The 15,641-nt window shown below is 71.5% G+C and carries 15 protein-coding genes; 8 read left to right on the top strand and 7 right to left on the bottom strand.

All coding sequences use genetic code 11. The features are described 5' to 3' along the window. Window positions 1–37 precede the first annotated feature (37 nt). Complete coding sequence (locus RCR19_RS29425; RefSeq protein ID WP_331267875.1) at window positions 38–1,282, top strand: DUF1343 domain-containing protein; 1,245 nt, start codon at window positions 38–40, stop codon at window positions 1,280–1,282. Window positions 1,283–1,363: 81 nt separating this feature from the next. Further along, window positions 1,364–2,728, top strand: coding sequence for a serine-threonine protein kinase (locus RCR19_RS29420; RefSeq protein ID WP_331267874.1), 1,365 nt, complete (start codon window positions 1,364–1,366; stop codon window positions 2,726–2,728). A 21-nt stretch (window positions 2,729–2,749) separates the two neighbouring features. Here RCR19_RS29420 and RCR19_RS29415 read toward each other — a convergent pair whose 3' ends face one another. After that, entirely contained in the window at window positions 2,750–5,551 is a 2,802-nt protein-coding gene (locus RCR19_RS29415) for a penicillin acylase family protein (RefSeq protein ID WP_331267873.1), read from the bottom strand. Window positions 5,552–5,813: 262 nt separating this feature from the next. On the opposite strand from RCR19_RS29415, the gene RCR19_RS29410 reads away from it, so the two are divergent. Together RCR19_RS29410 and RCR19_RS29405 are read left to right on the top strand one after the other, a co-directional pair. After that, on the top strand, window positions 5,814–6,416 hold the full coding sequence (locus RCR19_RS29410; protein WP_220294679.1) for a hypothetical protein: 603 nt from the start codon (window positions 5,814–5,816) through the stop codon (window positions 6,414–6,416). A gap of 76 nt (window positions 6,417–6,492) precedes the next feature. Next, a complete protein-coding gene (locus RCR19_RS29405) occupies window positions 6,493–7,221 on the top strand; it encodes a 3-keto-5-aminohexanoate cleavage protein (protein WP_331267872.1) in 729 nt (242 codons plus the stop codon). A 44-nt stretch (window positions 7,222–7,265) separates the two neighbouring features. Here the strand turns inward: RCR19_RS29405 and soxR are convergent, their stop codons facing one another. Beyond that, complete coding sequence (gene soxR, locus RCR19_RS29400) at window positions 7,266–7,772, bottom strand: redox-sensitive transcriptional activator SoxR (RefSeq protein WP_331267871.1); 507 nt, start codon at window positions 7,770–7,772, stop codon at window positions 7,266–7,268. A 110-nt stretch (window positions 7,773–7,882) separates the two neighbouring features. Here soxR and RCR19_RS29395 point away from each other — a divergent pair, with 110 nt between their 5' ends. After that, a complete protein-coding gene (locus tag RCR19_RS29395; protein WP_331267870.1) occupies window positions 7,883–8,344 on the top strand; it encodes a MaoC family dehydratase in 462 nt (153 codons plus the stop codon). On the opposite strand, the gene RCR19_RS29390 is transcribed toward RCR19_RS29395, so the two are convergent. From RCR19_RS29390 to RCR19_RS29380, 3 genes are all read right to left on the bottom strand, one after another. Then, window positions 8,335–8,982: a TetR/AcrR family transcriptional regulator gene (locus RCR19_RS29390; RefSeq protein WP_331267869.1), complete on the bottom strand. Its 648-nt coding sequence runs from the start codon at window positions 8,980–8,982 to the stop codon at window positions 8,335–8,337. The two genes, RCR19_RS29395 and RCR19_RS29390, sit on opposite strands and share 10 nt — an antisense overlap. An 89-nt stretch (window positions 8,983–9,071) precedes the next feature. Then, a complete protein-coding gene (locus RCR19_RS29385; protein ID WP_331267868.1) occupies window positions 9,072–9,359 on the bottom strand; it encodes a YiaA/YiaB family inner membrane protein in 288 nt (95 codons plus the stop codon). Window positions 9,360–9,419: 60 nt separating this feature from the next. Then, window positions 9,420–10,571: an acyl-CoA dehydrogenase family protein gene (locus RCR19_RS29380; RefSeq protein WP_331267867.1), complete on the bottom strand. Its 1,152-nt coding sequence runs from the start codon at window positions 10,569–10,571 to the stop codon at window positions 9,420–9,422. Window positions 10,572–10,658: 87 nt separating this feature from the next. Here RCR19_RS29380 and RCR19_RS29375 point away from each other — a divergent pair, with 87 nt between their 5' ends. The 3 genes from RCR19_RS29375 (at window position 10,659) to RCR19_RS29365 (ending at window position 13,081) form a co-directional block, all read left to right on the top strand. Next, a complete protein-coding gene (locus tag RCR19_RS29375) occupies window positions 10,659–11,309 on the top strand; it encodes a TetR/AcrR family transcriptional regulator (protein WP_181923015.1) in 651 nt (216 codons plus the stop codon). A gap of 56 nt (window positions 11,310–11,365) precedes the next feature. After that, the gene (locus RCR19_RS29370) at window positions 11,366–12,082 is read left to right on the top strand and encodes a winged helix-turn-helix domain-containing protein (RefSeq protein ID WP_331267866.1); all 717 of its coding nucleotides are present in this window, start codon (window positions 11,366–11,368) and stop codon (window positions 12,080–12,082) included. Between the two features lie 66 nt (window positions 12,083–12,148). Continuing rightward, the gene (locus RCR19_RS29365) at window positions 12,149–13,081 is read left to right on the top strand and encodes a DMT family transporter (protein WP_331269588.1); all 933 of its coding nucleotides are present in this window, start codon (window positions 12,149–12,151) and stop codon (window positions 13,079–13,081) included. Here RCR19_RS29365 and RCR19_RS29360 read toward each other — a convergent pair. Together RCR19_RS29360 and RCR19_RS29355 are read right to left on the bottom strand one after the other, a co-directional pair. Next, window positions 13,078–14,160: a Zn-dependent alcohol dehydrogenase gene (locus tag RCR19_RS29360; RefSeq protein WP_331267865.1), complete on the bottom strand. Its 1,083-nt coding sequence runs from the start codon at window positions 14,158–14,160 to the stop codon at window positions 13,078–13,080. The genes RCR19_RS29365 and RCR19_RS29360 overlap by 4 nt on opposite strands. 5 nt (window positions 14,161–14,165) lie before the next feature. Continuing rightward, window positions 14,166–15,563: an aldehyde dehydrogenase family protein gene (locus tag RCR19_RS29355; RefSeq protein ID WP_331267864.1), complete on the bottom strand. Its 1,398-nt coding sequence runs from the start codon at window positions 15,561–15,563 to the stop codon at window positions 14,166–14,168. Between the last annotated feature and the right edge of the window lie 78 nt (window positions 15,564–15,641).

Raw genomic sequence — 15,641 nt, 5'->3', positions numbered from 1 at the left:
TGACCATGGGAATTCCGTCGATCACGGAGGTCACCGCATGAGGCTGTCCAGACGAGGACTGCTGGCCGCGACCGCGGCGGCCGTGGCGCTCCCCGCGCCCGCCGCGTCCGCCGCGCTCGCCACCGGAGGCGGGCGGCACATCCGTACCGGCTTCGAACGGCTCGAGGCGGACGGCTACGCGTCGCTGGACGGCCGGCGGGTCGGTGTCGTCACCAACCCCACCGGGGTGACCAGAGACGTGCGTCACATCGTCGACGTGATGCACGCCGACCCCCGGGTGAACCTGGTGGCGGTCTTCGGACCCGAACACGGTTTCCGCGGCACCGCGCAGGCGGGTGGCTCGGAGGGACGCTACGACGACCCGGCGACCGGACTGCCCGTCTACGACACGTACCTCAAGAGCGGCAAGGCGCTGGCGGACATCTTCACCGCGTCCGGAGTGGACACGATCGTCTTCGACATCCAGGACGCGGGTGCCCGCTTCTACACCTACATCTGGACGCTGTACGACTGCATGGAGGCGGCGCAGCTCGCCGGCAAGCGGTTCGTGGTCCTGGACCGGCCGAACCCGGTGACGGGGCGGTCCGCCGAGGGGCCGGTCCTGCACAAGGAGTTCGCCACGTTCGTCGGCCGGCAGCCGATCTCCCAGGCGCACGGCATGACGGTGGCGGAGCTGGCGCGGCTGTTCAACGGTGAGTTCCTCGCCGCCCCGGTCGCGCTGGAGACCGTCCTGATGACGGGCTGGAAGCGGTCGGACTTCTTCGACGCCTCCGGCCTGCCCTGGGTGCCGCCGAGCCCGAACATGCCGACCCCCGACACCGCGCTGGTCTACTCGGGGACCTGCCTCTTCGAGGGCACGAACCTGTCCGAGGGGCGCGGCAGCACCCGTCCCTTCGAACTCCTCGGCGCCGAGGGGATCGACGGGCGGTGGGCGGCCGAGGCGGAGGGACTCGATCTGCCCGGCGTGCACTTCCGGGAGGCGTACTTCGCCCCCACCTTCTCCAAGTTCCAGGGGAAGACCGTGGGAGGGCTGCAGATCCATGTCCACGACCGGACCGCGTACGACCCCGTCCGCACCGGCGTCGCACTGCTCGTGACCGCGAAGAAGGTGTGGAGCGGATTCGCCTGGCGGCCCGACAACTGGATCGACACGCTCACCGGATCCACCCGGGTGCGCACGATGATTGACGCGGGAGCGACGGCCGACGAGGTGGTGGCCGCCTGGCAGGACGAGCTGGCCGCGTTCCGGCGGGTCCGCAAGGGGTATCTCTTGTACCGGTGAGGCGCGGCCTCTGGCCAACCTCCCCCGCCGGCAGGACGATGCGCCCACAGCGCACTCGACCTCGGGGCAAGGGGGCCCGTCATGGCGGCACCGGTGATCGGCGTGAGCCCCTACTGGGAACTGACCTTCGACGCGGACGGGGACGTGGACGAGCCGGAGCAGAACCGGCTGCTCGCGGACGTGACCCGGGGCAAGGTGCGGGACCTGCTGGTCTTCGCGCACGGCTGGAACAACGAGCGCTCCGGCGCGACGCGGCTGTACGGCCGCTTCTTCGCGCCGGTGCCCTCGCTCGCGCCGAAGGCACGTCTCGGATACGTGGGCGTGATCTGGCCGTCGATGATGTTCGCGGACGAACCCGTCCCGGACTTCCCGCCGTCGGCGGCCGCCGCCGTGCCGGTTCCCCCGCGGCCCCAGCTGGACAAGAACAGCAGGCACGCACTGCTGGAGGTGTTCCCCGGCCGCGCGACCGTGGTCGAGCAGATCGCGCGGCTGCTGGAACAGCACCCGGACGACGGTCCCGCGCTCGAGGAGTTCGGGCGACTGGTGCGGCTGCTGGTGGAGGTGCGGGCGCAGGGCCCTCAGGCGTCGTGCGCCGCGGACCTGCTGGTGGCGCGGGCGTCCGATGCCGAACCGGGAATGCTGACCCGGGACACGGCGCAGGTGTGCGGGGACTTCGCGCGGGCGCTGGAGCGCGTGGAGTCGGGCGAGGGGGAGGCTCCGGGGACCGCGGCGTTCTCGTTCACGCCGAAGGGCCTGTGGGACGGGGCGCACGAACTGCTGCGGCAGGCAACGTACTACGCGATGAAACGGCGCGCGGGAGCGGTCGGGGAGCACGGCCTCGGACCGGTGCTCGGACGGCTGGCCCTGATCGCGCCGGATGTGCGAGTGCATCTGGTCGGGCACAGCTTCGGCGGACGACTGGTGTCCTTCGCCCTGCGCGGACTGCCGGAGGGTGTGCGCACGGTGAAATCCGTGACACTCCTCCAAGGGGCCTTCTCCCACTACGCCTTCGCGGCCCGGCTGCCCGACGCCCCGCACACCGAGGGCGCCCTCAGCGGGCGGCAGCACCGCATCGACGGTCCCCTGGTGTGCTGTCACTCCCGCTTCGACTCGGCGCTCGGCACGCTGTATCCGCTGGCGTCGCGTATGGCCGGCGACGACCGCTCGCTGACCGGCGGCGCTCCGGGGGCCGCCGAGGGGTTCGGCATCGGCCGCGTACTGGGGCCGAGATGGGGGGCGATGGGGCACGACGGGGTGCAGGCGGTGGACGGGACCCCGCGGTTCACGCTCGCCGAGGCCCTGAACGGGAGGCTGCCGGCCTCCGGCTGTGTGAGCGTCGACGTGTCCGCGGTGGTCTGCCACGGTGGCCCGCCCTCCGGTGCCCACAGCGACATCGTCCACCGGGAACTGGCCCGGGTGGTGCTGGCGGCGGGCCGGGTGAGCTGACCCGCCGCCGCCCTGGCTCACCTACCGGTGCGACGTGAACTCCACCACCTGCTGGTACGTCGGCCGGTTCTGCCAGCTGATCCTGCCGTGCTTGATACCGCCGAGGGCGCGCTGGACGATCGAGTCGGCGCACCACTGGTCACCCGCCGAGCACTGGTCGTCACCGGGGTACACCTGGGACGCGGTCATCCCGGCTGCCTGCTTCAGCGTGCCGGTCAGGACGTCCCGGCAGGCGCCGAGGTCACCACCGCCGCAGTACTTCTGCGCCAACGGCCCCTGGACCGGCTCACCGAGCACCGCCCGGATGTCCTTGTCGACATAACTCCACCAGCCGTACTGGAAGGAGCTTCCGGCGTGCGATCCGGTCGGGCCGTGCGCTGCCGACGGCGACTCGTCGACCGGCAGGTTGGCGGTCAAGGCCGTGTACAGATCGCTGCCCAGTCCCGGCTCGAACTCGGCCTTCACCAGCAGCGGCCACCAGGCGTCCAGGATGCGGACCGCGTCGGCGTCCGCGTACTTCTTCGAACCGGCCGAGGTCTCGGTGCGCCTCGCGCCCGCCGACACCCAGGCGGACAGCTTGCCCACCGCCGCCGCGGTCGCGGGGTCGGTCACCGTCGAACTGTTCACGACCTTCAGCAGATCGGGCAGCACGTCCTCGGCGCGCAGATCCGCGAGAGCGGCGTCCGCCATCGCCTTCACCAGGGACGACCGGGTCACGCCGCCCGCCGCGACGAGCTTCTTCACCCGGTCCTGAAGCAGATTGCCGCGATGGACCGAGCCGTCGCCCCAGGGAGCCGTCGTGTAGTCCTTGGCCTGCTTGTTGTTCCAGGAGATGTAGTAGTCCTGGTCGACGGAGCCGGGGTGCTGGGCGGGCGGCGTGTAATCGGCTGTGTTCGTCGCCGGATCCCAGTTGCGCCACTCGTACGCCGGCTGCGCCCACACCGGGAACTCGGCGTCGACGCCGCCCGCCCGCACCGGGTTGTCACCGCTGTTGTAGTACGCGGTGTGCCGGGAGTCGGCGTAGAACCAGTTGAAGGTGAAGTTGATGTGCTGTGCCGCGCTCCGGAAGTCCTCCGGTCCCTTGACGTAGTCGGGGTCGTTGAGCATCTGGAAGCCGATGATCGAGTCGGCCTCGTGCAGAAAGGACGAGCGCAGGGTGGTGTATGCGACCTTCTTGCCGCCCACGGTGGCCCGGTACTGCACCGGCCCGTACTTCGTGCGCCAGACCCGCATCGTGTAGGAGCCGGCCGCGGTTCCGTCGGCGACGGTCGGGGACCAGGCGTTCTTCTGCTCGACCTTGTCCATGGCGGTGCAGGTGCCGTGGTACAGGTAGTGGTAGTCGTCCTGGCACAGCTCGACCGCGTAGGTGTCGATGATGTCCTGGCCCGAGGTCGTGGCGCTCCACGAGTAGTCCTGGCCGCGGCCCAGTTCGACGTACATGCTCAGGCCCGCGAAGGAGGCGCCGCGGGCGCTGATGCCCGGGCCCTGGATCTCCTGGAGCATGAGCAGCTGCGGCGCGAAGTAGCCGGTCTGCGGCCCGAACACGGCGACGGGATGGCCGCTCGCGGTGTACTTGCCGCTGACCACGAGCGCGTTGGACATGCCGCGTTTGGCGGAGGTCAGTGCGGTGGCGGCAGCCGTCTTCGAGGCTCGGGCGGCACCGGAGGTGGCGGCGCTGCCCGTGCGGTCGTGGACGAGCGCCTCCTCGGTCACCGAACCGGCGTCGGGCAGTGCCTCGCCCTGCGGGTCGTCGGGCTTCGACGCGTAGGGGAAGCTCTCGCCGTTGTGCACGGTGAGGACGGCCTCGGGGTCGTTGCGCTCGCGGAAGGACTCCCAGACCTTGGTGCCCTGCTCCACTCCGTACTTGGACTGGGCGGCCAGCAGGGAGATCGCGTTGCTGACCTCGCCGCCGCCTCCCGAGCCGAAGAGCGAACCGACGACGGAGGCGAGCGCGACCATGTCGGTGACCTTGAAGTGGTCGATGGTGCCGGCGTTGGTGATGGAGTCCTTGTGCCCGGTCAGGACGTACTCGCCGGGGAAGTAGCGGCCGCTGTCGGAGGCGTCGATGTAGGCGTTGATCCCGTCCAGGTAGGCGCCCACGTCGGCGAGGGCCTGCCGGCCGCGGTCGCCGGCGGAGGCCACCGCGTGGTCGATCTGGGCCTGCAGGTCCGCCTCGGTGTAGGGCGCGTTGCGCCAGAACTCCTGCTCCAGGCCCTGGTTGGCGGCGGCGCCGCCCGCGAACGAGGTCAGCTGCCCGCGTCCGACGTGCCGGAAGACGTCCATCAGCCACAGCCGGTCCTCGGCGGCGGCATAACCGGCGCCGAACTCGGTGCCGTATCGAGTGGTACCGGTGATGTGCGGCACACCCGTCTTCTTGTCACGGACGATCGTCACGTCGCCGCGGCCCGCGGGCTTCTCGCTGGAGGCGACCTGATCGGAGGGCACGCCGAACGACGCGTCGTTGAAGAACGAGTTGATCTTCGCATCGGTCAGCGTGGAACGGCCGGTGGCCAGATTCGCATAGGGGCCGAGTTGGTCCTCGGCGTGACCGGGCTGGATGCCGAAGGCCTGGTTGAGCAGGATCTGGGCGAGCGTCGCGTTGCCGTTCTCACCCGGCGGGAGGATGTCCGAGCACTGACCGCCGCAGTGGTCGGCGACGGCCGCCGTGTCGGCCGCCGCCGCGCTGTCGGCCGCGGCCGCCTCGGAGATCGGCGTGAAAAGACCGCCCACGAGGATGCATATCGCGGCGGTCTTGAGGAACTTCGGAAATCTGCGAGGAGTTCTCAGTCTGTCGAGGGCGTTGCGTGGGGTGCGCCGTGGCATGGCAGCTCCTCCCGACGATGGGGTCCTCCCTCTGCTCGAGCGGAACATGAGCGCGGGAGGGGGTGGGCAGACGTTACCGCCGGTACCCCCGCGATTGAAGGTGAACATGCGTCACTTTTCAACTGGTCGTCAGGTGTTTTTTGGAGGGCGTGGAAAATCGGATGGAGCCGAATCGCCTGTCGACACGTCTATTCGGCGACGTCCGTACAACGACGCCGAAGTGACCGGAGTACAGGTGCAGGTGTGACGGAGGTGCAGGGCGATGGCCGGTTTCAGGAGTCTGGCGAGACAGGTTCGCGATCCGAGGTGCGATCTGGCACTACGCCGCTACTCACTGCGCAAGTGCCTTGAGAAGTTCGCCCCCTACGGGCATCGGGCGACCTGGGACCATCTCTGCTCCCGGGCCGGGTTCGGCCCCGAGGACCGTTCTCCCGACCCGGCGCGGCTCGTGGCCGCACTGGAGGAACTGGAGGAGGCCCGCTCCGTCTGGCTCGCCTACGAGGCCGAGTTCACGGAACGCCGTAGGAGGGAGAAGCACGACGGACTGCGCAGGCCCGGCAGTGTGGACGACTGGCACCGGCTGACCTGGGGCGGGTTCGGCGTCGCCTGGTGCGACGATCCGCGGGTCCACCCCCATGAACCACTGGCCGAGGTACTGCGCCGGCTCATCGCCGCGCTGGAGCGTGAACCGGGCTCGGCCTGCCCGGTCTGCGCCGGCGAGCAACTCGTATGGACCTACGACCTGGCCCACGAGCCTTCGTCGGGTCCGGTCTGCACGAACTGCGGTGTCGTCGTGCCGAGGCCTTTGCTGACCACCGAAGCCCTGGCCGAGTCCAGGCGCGCGCGGCTGCTCGTGTCGGCGTGACGCGTGAGCGTGGGGGCGCGGGGGTGCGCCGAAGTCGCACCCCCCGCTGTCAGCGGCATACGGCACCATCGACGACATGGTGCAGGTCTGTCTGAACGGAGTCCGGGGAGCGGGCGACGGCTCGGCCGTCCCCTTGTCGCCGGCGGCGCTGGCCGATGCGGCGGCGGCCGCCGTGGCGGCCGGGGCCTCGGACATCCATGTCCATCCCAGGACGCCCTGCGGACAGGACACGTTGTCGGCGTGGGTGGTCGCGGCGACGCTCGAGGCGATACGGGCACGCGTCGCCGTCCCCGTGGGCGTGACCACCGGCGCATGGACCGAGCCCGACCCGGACGCGCGTGTGGGGCGCATCCGCTCGTGGACGGTGCTGCCCGACCACGCCTCGGTCAACTGGCACGAACCGGGTGCCGAGGAGGTCGCGGCGGCGCTGATCGAGCGAGGCGTCGGGGTGGAGGCGGGCCTCTGGTCCGGTACCGACGGCGCGGCCCGCTTCGCCGTGTCCCGGCTGGGTCCGAGCGTGCTGCGGGTGCTCGCCGAGGTCACGGACCCCTCCCCGGACACGGCGGAGGACACCGCCCATGCCCTCCTCCTGGACCTCGGGCCGGCCCACGGCCGCCCCGTGCTGCTGCACGGCGAGGACGGCGGAGCCTGGCCGGTGCTGCGTCTCGCCGCACGTCTCGGCCTCGCGACCCGTATCGGGCTCGAGGACACACTGGTCCTGCCGGACGGCCGACCCGCACGGTCCAACGCCGAGTTGGTCACGGAGGGACTGGCCCAGTACGGGCGGCACCGGCGCGGCTTCTGAGAAGCGGCCGTACGGTCCGGCACCCACCGGACGCGGCCCGCAGGTCAGCGGCAGGGCTCCGGCTCGTCCCCCTGCCTGCGCTGCTGCCCGGCGGTCGCGCGTTCGACCATCAGACGCGAGCCGGAGTGCCGTTCGCCGAAGACGTCGTCCGGGTTGGACAGGACGCAGGTCTCCAGGGACAGGCAGCCGCAGCCGATGCAGTCGGTGAGATGGTCGCGGAGCCGGCTCAGCTGGCTGATGCGCTCGTCGAGTTCGGAGCGCCAGGCCCGGGAGAGCCTGGCCCAGTCCTCGCGGGTGGGAGTGCGCTCCTCGGGCAGTTCGGCGAGGGCGTCGCGGATGGTGGCCAGCGGGATGCCGACGCGTTGGGCGGCGCGCACGAAGGCGACCCGGCGCAACGCGTCGCGCTGATAGCGCCGCTGGTTGCCCGCTGTGCGCCGGCTGCTGATCAGGCCCTTGGACTCGTAGAAGTGCAGGGCGGAGACGGCGGCGCCGCTGCGCGCGGCCAGCTGGCCGACCGTCAGCTCGTGGATCTTCTCGGGGATCTGGGGCACCCCTCAGACCCTACCCACGGTCGCGCAGCCGGGTCCGTTGACATGACTGTGGGAGCCGACCATGCTAAGCAGTTGCTTAGAGTGACTTCGTGAGGCGAGAGGCCGGGAACATGGCAGAACCGAGGACCTTCACGTCCGCCGACGAGCTGAAGGCGGCGGTGGGCGAGCAACTGGGGTACACCGACTGGCTGGAGATCGACCAGAAGCGGATCGATCTGTTCGCGGACGCCACGGGCGACCACCAGTGGATCCACGTCGACCCCGAGAAGGCGGCCGCGGGCCCCTTCGGGACGACCATCGCGCACGGCTATCTCACGCTGTCGCTGCTCCCCCTCTTCGGGCCCCAGCTGATCAGCGTCGAGGGCGTGAAGATGGGTGTGAACTACGGGACCAACAAGGTCCGCTTCCCCGCCCCCGTCCCGGTCGGGTCGCGGCTGCGCGCCACCGCGACGATCAGCGGTGTGGAGGACGTGCCCGGCGGGATCCAGGTGGCGATCGCCTTCACCGTGGAGCGCGAGGGCGGCGACAAGCCGGTGTGCGTGGCGGAGTCCGTGTCGCGCTACTACCTCTGAGCCCGGGGGGACCGAGACCCCGCCCCCACCATCCTCAGGACGAGGTCGGCGTAGCGCGCGCCGACCTCGTCGGGCGTGCGCGGCCCCTCGATGTTGAACCAGCGGGCGACGTCGATGCAGAGCGAGAGCACGGCCAGCGTGGTGGCCCAGACGTCCAGCACGTCGAACTCGCCGGAGGCCACACCCTCTTCGATGATGCCGCGCACCTCTGCGTCGCACTGGCGGCGCAGCGCGACGATCTCCGCGCGGGCCTCCGGGCCGAGCGCGTCGAGTTCGTACTGCACCACCCGGGCGGTGGTGCGCCGCCCGGCGTGCCACCGGACGAAGGAGCTCACGGCGTCGGCGAGCCGGTCCGCCGCGCCGCCCTCGCGCCGGGCCGCCGTGCGCAGGATCTCGAGGGCCTTCTCGTGCCCGATCCGGCTGATGCGGTGAAGCAGCTCTTCCTTGGTCTTGTAGTGGATGTAGAGCGCGGCGGGGCTCATGCCGGCGCGTCCCGCGATGTCACGTGTCGTGGTGGCGTGGTAGCCGCGCTCGGCGAAGGCCTCGACCGCGGCGACCAGCAGTCGCCGGGCCGCGTCCGGCGTCACCTCGACCCACGGCTCGGCCTCGCCGCCGGCCGTCTCCTCCGCCGCACTCATCGCTCGCCCCTTCCGATGGCAGGACGAACACCATACCCCCGAAGCTGAGCGGGCGCTTAGTCTCCCCGCTCAGCGGCGTGCTCCCCGGCTCAGAGCTTCTCGAAGGGGTCGTGCTCGGCGAGCAGCTTCTCCAGCCGCGCCTGGTCGACACGACTGACGAGCTGACCCGCCTCCTGCCGGTCCCGGATCACCTTGGCCAGGGTGAAGGCGGAGGTGACCAGATACAGGACGGCGATGCCCAGGAAGGCCCGCACCCAGGCATCGGCGTTCAGCCTGGCGATGCCGATGGCCGTCGCCGCCATGGCGACGGCGAAGGACGCGACGGCCTGACCGTAGAAGGCGGCCGTGTTCTGCTGCTTGACCGGAGTCTCACTCATGCCGACCAGGATCGGCGGACGTGGCACGCGTCACATCCGCCGAAGTACTCAAAGGGGTACTCAGAACGCCGAAACGCCCGTCAGCGCCCGCCCGATGACCAGCTTCTGGATCTGGCTGGTGCCCTCGTAGAGGGTCATCACCCGGGCGTCGCGCAGGAGCTTGCCCGCCGGGTACTCGTCGATGTAGCCGTACCCGCCGAAGACCTGGAGCGCGTTGTTGGCGGCGCGCACGGCCGCCTCGGAGGCGAAGAGCTTGGCCTTGGAGGACTCCACGGCGAAGGGCAGGCCCCGGTCGATCAGATCGGCGACCCGCCAGGTCAGCAGCCGCGCCGCGTCCACGTCGACGGCGATGTCGCTGATGAGCTCCTGGACGAGCTGGTGGTGGGCGATGGTCCTGCCGAACTGCTCCCGCTCGGTGGAGTAGCGCACGGCGGCGTCCAGGGCCGCCCTGGCTATGCCGACACAGCCCGCCGCGACCGACATGCGCCCCTTGGCGAGCGCGGACATGGCGACGGAGAAGCCCTTGCCCTCGGGCGCCAGCATCGCGGAGGCGGGCACCCGCACGTCCTCCAGAACCAGCTCGGCCGTGGCCTGGCCGCGCAGCCCGAGCTTGCCGTGGATGGTGCGGCGGGTCAGCCCCGGCGTCGTGGTCGGCACGAGGAAGGCGGACACGCCCTTGTGGCCGGGGGCGTCCGTGGAGCGGGCGAACAGCAGCACGACGTCGGCCCAGGTGCCGTTCGTGATGAACATCTTGCTGCCGTTGATCACGTAGTCGTCGCCGTCGCGCACCGCTCTCGTGGCGAGGTTGCCCGCGTCCGAACCGGTGCCCGGCTCGGTGAGCCCGAAGCAGCCGACGTACTCGCCGGAGGTGAGGCCCGGCAGCCACCGCCGCTTCTGCTCCTCGCTCCCCCACGCGGCGATCGTCTTGGCGACGAGCCCCAGCGAGACGGACACGATCCCGCGCACGGAGGAGTCGCCACGGCCCAGTTCCTCGGTCACCAGGCAGTACGCGAGATGGTCACCGCCGGACCCGCCGTACTCCTCGTCGACGGTGAGGCCGAGGAACCCCACCTCGCCCAGCTTCCTCACGATCGACCGGTCGACCTCCTCGGCCCGGTCCCAGACGACCACATGGGGAGCGATCTCACGCTCCACGAAGTCCTCTGCCAGCCGCCGGACGGCGACCTGCTCCTCGCTGAGCTCCAGGTTCACGGCGCGTCACTCCAAGGGAAGGTCCGGAAGATCATTGAATGCCACACATTTAAATTAGCACTGCTAGTTTCAAGTCGCAGCCCTACTATGTGCGCCATGGCCCGACCCCACAAGCCTCTCCTCAGCACCGAACGCATCGTCGCCACGGCGCGGGCGCTGGTGGACTCGGAAGGCCTCGCGGCCGTCTCCACACGACGGCTCGCCGCGGAACTCGGGGTCAGCGGGCCCTCGCTGTACAACCACTTCCGCACGAAGGACCAGATCCTGGAGGCGGTCGCGGACTCGGTCAGCGCCCAGGTCGACCTGTCGATGTTCGAGGACGGCCGGGACTGGCGGACGGCGCTGCACGACTGGGCGGTCTCCTACCGGGCGGCGCTGCGCGACCATCCCAACATCGTGCCGGTCCTCGCGCACGGCCCCGGCCGCCGGCCGGCCGCGCTGCGCCTCGCGGACGCCGTCTACGGCGCGATGGTGGACGCCGGCTGGCCGCCCGCGCAGGCGACCTCCATCGGGGCCCTGATGCGCTATTTCGTCATGGGCTCCGCACTCGGCTCGTTCGCCGGCGGATTCGTCGACGACCGGGCGGCGTACGACCCGGCCGACTACCCCCACCTCGGACAGGCCCACCTCCTGGCCGAACAGCAGGGGAGGATCGACGAACGGGCCTTCGAGACGGGCCTGACGGCGCTGCTGGACGGACTGGAGCAGCAGTACGAGCGGTCCACACGTCAAGCATGACCGGGCCTGCCACCCTTCGGCAGGCGCCGAAGTGTCCATGTCCCATGCTGGAGGACATGGAGCGTGGCAAGGACGCGAGGGCGGCCGGTCTCGCCGGGTTCGCCGCCCTGATCGCCGACGAGACGCGGGCCGCATGCCTGCTGGCGCTGCTCGACGGTCGGGCCTGGACCGCCGGTGAGCTCGCGCGGCATGCGGGGGTCGCCCCGTCGACACTGAGCGAGCACCTGGGCAAGCTCGTCGCGGGCGGGCTGCTGGCAGTGGAACGACAGGGCCGGCACCGCTATGTGCGGCTGGCCGACGCACGCCTCGCCCAGCTGGTGGAGGATCTGGCCGCGCAGGTCGCGCCGGACGCCGTCGCCGGACGCCCGCGCGGCCTGCGGGAGGTGAGCGCCGGTTCCGCGATGGCACGCGGCCGCACCTGCTACGACCATCTCGCCGGCCGGCTGGGGATCACCGTGACCGATGCGCTGACGGCACGGGGGCTGCTGCGCCAGGACACCGGGTTCGCGCTCACGGACGCCGGCTTGGCGTGGTTCGACACCGCCGGTATCGGTCTCGACCGCCGGGGCCGACGGCCACTGGCCCGCGCCTGCCTCGACTGGACCGAGCGCCGTCCCCACCTCGCGGGCGTGGCGGGCGCCGCCCTGTGCCGGCACGCCCTGGACGCCGGCTGGTGTGTGCGCATCGGCTCCGAGCGGGCGGTGGAGGTCACGACCGCGGGCGAGCGTGCGCTGTCCCAACTGCTGGGCATCGAGGCCGAGTCACTGCGCTGAGCCCCGGTGTCCCGTCCGAAATCCGCGAGCGCCCGTATTGCGCCCCCACTTAGCCTCTGGAGCATGATGAACGCCTCCCCGTCCCGCCTCGCCGCAGGCGCCGCCACCGTCACCGTCGTGCTGTGGGCCTCCGCCTTCGTCTCGATCCGCAGTGCGGGAGCCGCGTACGCGCCCGGTGCGCTGGCGCTCGGGCGACTGCTGGCCGGAGCCCTGACACTGGGAGCGATCTGTCTCGTACGACGTGAGGGACTTCCGCCGCGCTCCGCCTGGCGCGGCACGGCGATATCCGGCGTGCTGTGGTTCGGGGTGTACATGGTCGTCCTCAACTGGGGCGAACGGCAGGTGGACGCCGGCACCGCCGCACTGGTCGTCAACATCGGACCCGTCCTGATCGCGCTGCTCGGGTCACGGCTGCTGGGCGACGCCATGCCCCCGCGGCTGCTCGCGGGCATGGCGGTGTCGTTCGCCGGTGCCGTGACCGTGGGGCTCTCGATGTCGGGGGACGGCGGCTCCTCGGTGCTCGGGGTGGTGCTGTGCCTGCTCGCGGCCATGGCATACGCGGCCGGTGTCGTCGCGCAGAAGCCCGCGCTGGGCTCGGCGAGCCCGCTCCAGGTGACCACGTGGGGGTGCCTGATGGGTGCGCTGACGTGTCTGCCGTTCGCCGGGCAACTGGTGCGCGACGCGGCCCACGCCCCGGTCTCCGCGACGCTCAACATGCTCTACCTGGGCGTCTTCCCGACGGCGCTCGCCTTCACGACCTGGGCCTATGCCCTGGCCCGTACGACCGCGAGCCGTATGGGTGCGACGACGTACGCCGTGCCCGCGCTGGTCGTCCTGATGTCCTGGCTCTTCCTCGGCGAGGTGCCGGGGCTGCTGACGCTCGCAGGCGGGGTGCTGTGCCTGGCCGGCGTGGCGGTCTCCCGGTCGCGCTCTCGCCGGACGGCACCGGTCACGGCCGCGACCACCACGCCCGAGCAGGTCCCGGCCGCCGAGTCCTAGAACACCACCAGCGCGCGGCCACCCTTGCCCGCCAGCATGTTCCCGAATGCCGCCGGGATCTCCTCGAGCGCGATCCGCTCGGTCACCAGCGCGCCCAGGTCGAGGCGCCCGGCCCGTACGTGCTCCGCCAGGACCGGCAGGTCGGCAGCCGGGTCGCAGTTGCCGTAGACGCAGCCCGACAGGGTGCGGCCCCAGTGGAAGATCTCCAGGGCGTTGAACGTGACCTGCTGGTCCTTGCCCCCGATGCCGACGACCGTGGTGCGGCCGCCGCGGCGCGTGGAGTCCCAGGCCGCGCGGATGGTGGCCGCGCGCCCCACGCACTCCACCGCCACGTCCACGCCCTGCTTGTCCGTGAGCCCGCGGATCTCGCGGTGAGTGGTGTCGGAGGCGAGCACGAAGTCGGTGGCGCCCGCGTGCCGGGCCAGTTCCTCCTTCGCGGGGGACACGTCCACCGCGACGATCCGCTCCGCCCCCGCGATCCGTGCCGACTGCAGCGCCGCGAGGCCCACGCCTCCCACGCCGAAGACCGCCACCGTCTCCCCGGGCCGCACCTTCGCCGCGTGGTGCACGGCGCCGTACCCCGTGAGCACGGCGCAGCCCAGCAGGGCGGCATCCGCGAGCGGCACCCCGTCGGGTGCCGGCAGCACACAGGACGCCGCCACCACCGTCTCCTCCGCGAACGCGGCCACGTTGAGGCCCGGATGCAGATCCGTGCCGTCGTCGCCACGGCGGGCGTGGACGTCGCCGGAGCCGTTCAGCGCGTTCACGCAGAGCCACACCTCTCCGAGCGCGCAGGCATGGCAGGTCCCGCAGGAGGGGGCCCAGTTGAGGACGACGCCGTCGCCCGGGACGACATGGGTGACCCCCTCTCCCACGGACACCACGGTCCCCGCGCCCTCGTGTCCGAGCACCGCGGGCACCGGAACCCGCATGGTGCCGTTGGACAGGGACAGATCGGAGTGGCAGACCCCGGCGGCGGCCAGCCGGACCCGGACCCGGCCTGGCCCCGGCTCGGGCAGCTCGATGCCGGTGACCTCCAGTGGGGCACCGACGGCGGGCAGGACAGCGGCACGGACCATCTGGCTCAGCGCTCCTGGAACTGGAGGGACTTGGTCTGGAGGTATTCGGCGAGCCCGTGCGCGCCCAGTTCGCGGCCCACCCCGGACTGCTTGTAACCGCCGAAGGGCGCAAGGGGGTTGAAGCGTCCGCCGTTGATGTCGACCTGACCGGTCTCCAGCCGCCGGGCGAACGCGGCGGCCTCGGCGTCGTCGCCCGCCCAGACGGCACCGGCGAGTCCGTACACGGTGCCGTTCGCGATGCGCAGGGCGTCCTCCTCGTCCTCGTAGCGCAGGACGCAGAGCACGGGACCGAAGATCTCCTCCTGGGCGATCGTCATCTCGGGAGCGACGTCGGCGAAGACCGTGGGGCGGACGAAGAAGCCGCGCTCGCGCGGGGATCCGGGGCCGCCCGCGATCAGGCGCGCGCCCTCCTCGACGCCCTTGTGGATGTAACTCCGCACCCGTCCCTGCTGCCTGGCGTTCACCACCGGACCGATGCGGTCGCCGTACTTCGCCGCGGCCGCGGCGGCGAGCTCCAGCGCCTCCTCGTACTGCTCCCGGTGCACCAGCATCCTCGTCCAGGCGCTGCACGTCTGGCCGGAGTTGGACATCACGTTGGCCACGCCGACGTTCACGGCCCTGGCGAGGTCCGCGCTCGGCAGGATGACGTTCGCGGACTTGCCGCCCAGTTCCAGCGCGACCTTCTTGACCGCCGCCCCCGCCGTCGCGCCGATCTGCCGGCCGACCGCGGTGGAGCCGGTGAAGGAGACCAGGTCGACGCCCTCGTGCGCGGCGAGCGCCTGGCCCGCGACCGGGCCCCGGCCGGTGACGAGGTTGAACACCCCGGCCGGCACGCCCGCCTCATGGACGGCCTCGGCGAAGATCTGGGCGGTCAGCGGGGTGTCCTCGGCGGGCTTGAGGACGACCGTGCAGCCCGCGGCCAGGGCGGGAGCGACCTTGGCGACGATCTGGTGGAGGGGGTAGTTCCAGGGCGTGATGGCACCCACGACCCCGATCGGCTCCTGGTGGACGACGGAGTTGCCGATACGCTCCTCGAAGACGTGCGTCGCGGCGAGTTCGGCGTACGAGCCGGCGACCAGGATCGGCATGCCCACATGGACGCTCTGCGAGAACGGCAGCGGTGCGCCGAGCTCGGCGGTGACGGTCTCGGCGATCTCGTCCTTGCGGGCCACGAGGACGTCGCGGAGGGCGCGGAGCCGGGCGGCGCGCTCGGCCGGCGAGGTCGCCGCCCAGGACGGGAAGGCGGCGCGGGCGGCGCGCACGGCGGCGTCGACGTCGTCGGCGGTCCCGGCCGGCACCTGGCCGACGACCTGCTCGTCGAGCGGGTTCACCACCACGATGACGTCCGGTCCGGCGGCGGGACGCCAGGCGCCGTCGATGTACATGCCGTCATGTGCCTTCATCGTCTTTCCTCCCGGGCCGCGCAGCCTCGTCCGGCCCCAAACTAGCGCCGTTAGTTTTGGTGCGCCAGAGGCCTCCTG

The sequence above is a fragment of the Streptomyces sp. WAC07094 genome (assembly GCF_036320405.1).
Taxonomy (GTDB): domain Bacteria; phylum Actinomycetota; class Actinomycetes; order Streptomycetales; family Streptomycetaceae; genus Streptomyces; species Streptomyces lannensis.
The sequence above is the reverse complement of the archived record's forward strand: the minus strand, read 5'-3'. Positions and strand labels throughout refer to the sequence as shown.

What these genes read in the sequence shown, in the direction of transcription:
- RCR19_RS29375 (WP_181923015.1), top strand. Translation starts at nt 10,659, where the DNA reads ATGTGCGCCATGGCCCGACCCCACAAGCCTCTCCTCAGCACCGAACGC.
- RCR19_RS29410 (WP_220294679.1), top strand. Translation starts at nt 5,814, where the DNA reads ATGGCCGGTTTCAGGAGTCTGGCGAGACAGGTTCGCGATCCGAGGTGC.
- RCR19_RS29420 (WP_331267874.1), top strand. Translation starts at nt 1,364, where the DNA reads ATGGCGGCACCGGTGATCGGCGTGAGCCCCTACTGGGAACTGACCTTC.
- RCR19_RS29385 (WP_331267868.1), bottom strand. Translation starts at nt 9,359, where the DNA reads ATGAGTGAGACTCCGGTCAAGCAGCAGAACACGGCCGCCTTCTACGGT.
- RCR19_RS29395 (WP_331267870.1), top strand. Translation starts at nt 7,883, where the DNA reads ATGGCAGAACCGAGGACCTTCACGTCCGCCGACGAGCTGAAGGCGGCG.
- RCR19_RS29370 (WP_331267866.1), top strand. Translation starts at nt 11,366, where the DNA reads ATGGAGCGTGGCAAGGACGCGAGGGCGGCCGGTCTCGCCGGGTTCGCC.
- RCR19_RS29355 (WP_331267864.1), bottom strand. Translation starts at nt 15,563, where the DNA reads ATGAAGGCACATGACGGCATGTACATCGACGGCGCCTGGCGTCCCGCC.
- RCR19_RS29360 (WP_331267865.1), bottom strand. Translation starts at nt 14,160, where the DNA reads ATGGTCCGTGCCGCTGTCCTGCCCGCCGTCGGTGCCCCACTGGAGGTC.
- RCR19_RS29405 (WP_331267872.1), top strand. Translation starts at nt 6,493, where the DNA reads ATGGTGCAGGTCTGTCTGAACGGAGTCCGGGGAGCGGGCGACGGCTCG.
- RCR19_RS29415 (WP_331267873.1), bottom strand. Translation starts at nt 5,551, where the DNA reads ATGCCACGGCGCACCCCACGCAACGCCCTCGACAGACTGAGAACTCCT.
- RCR19_RS29425 (WP_331267875.1), top strand. Translation starts at nt 38, where the DNA reads ATGAGGCTGTCCAGACGAGGACTGCTGGCCGCGACCGCGGCGGCCGTG.
- RCR19_RS29365 (WP_331269588.1), top strand. Translation starts at nt 12,149, where the DNA reads ATGAACGCCTCCCCGTCCCGCCTCGCCGCAGGCGCCGCCACCGTCACC.
- RCR19_RS29390 (WP_331267869.1), bottom strand. Translation starts at nt 8,982, where the DNA reads ATGAGTGCGGCGGAGGAGACGGCCGGCGGCGAGGCCGAGCCGTGGGTC.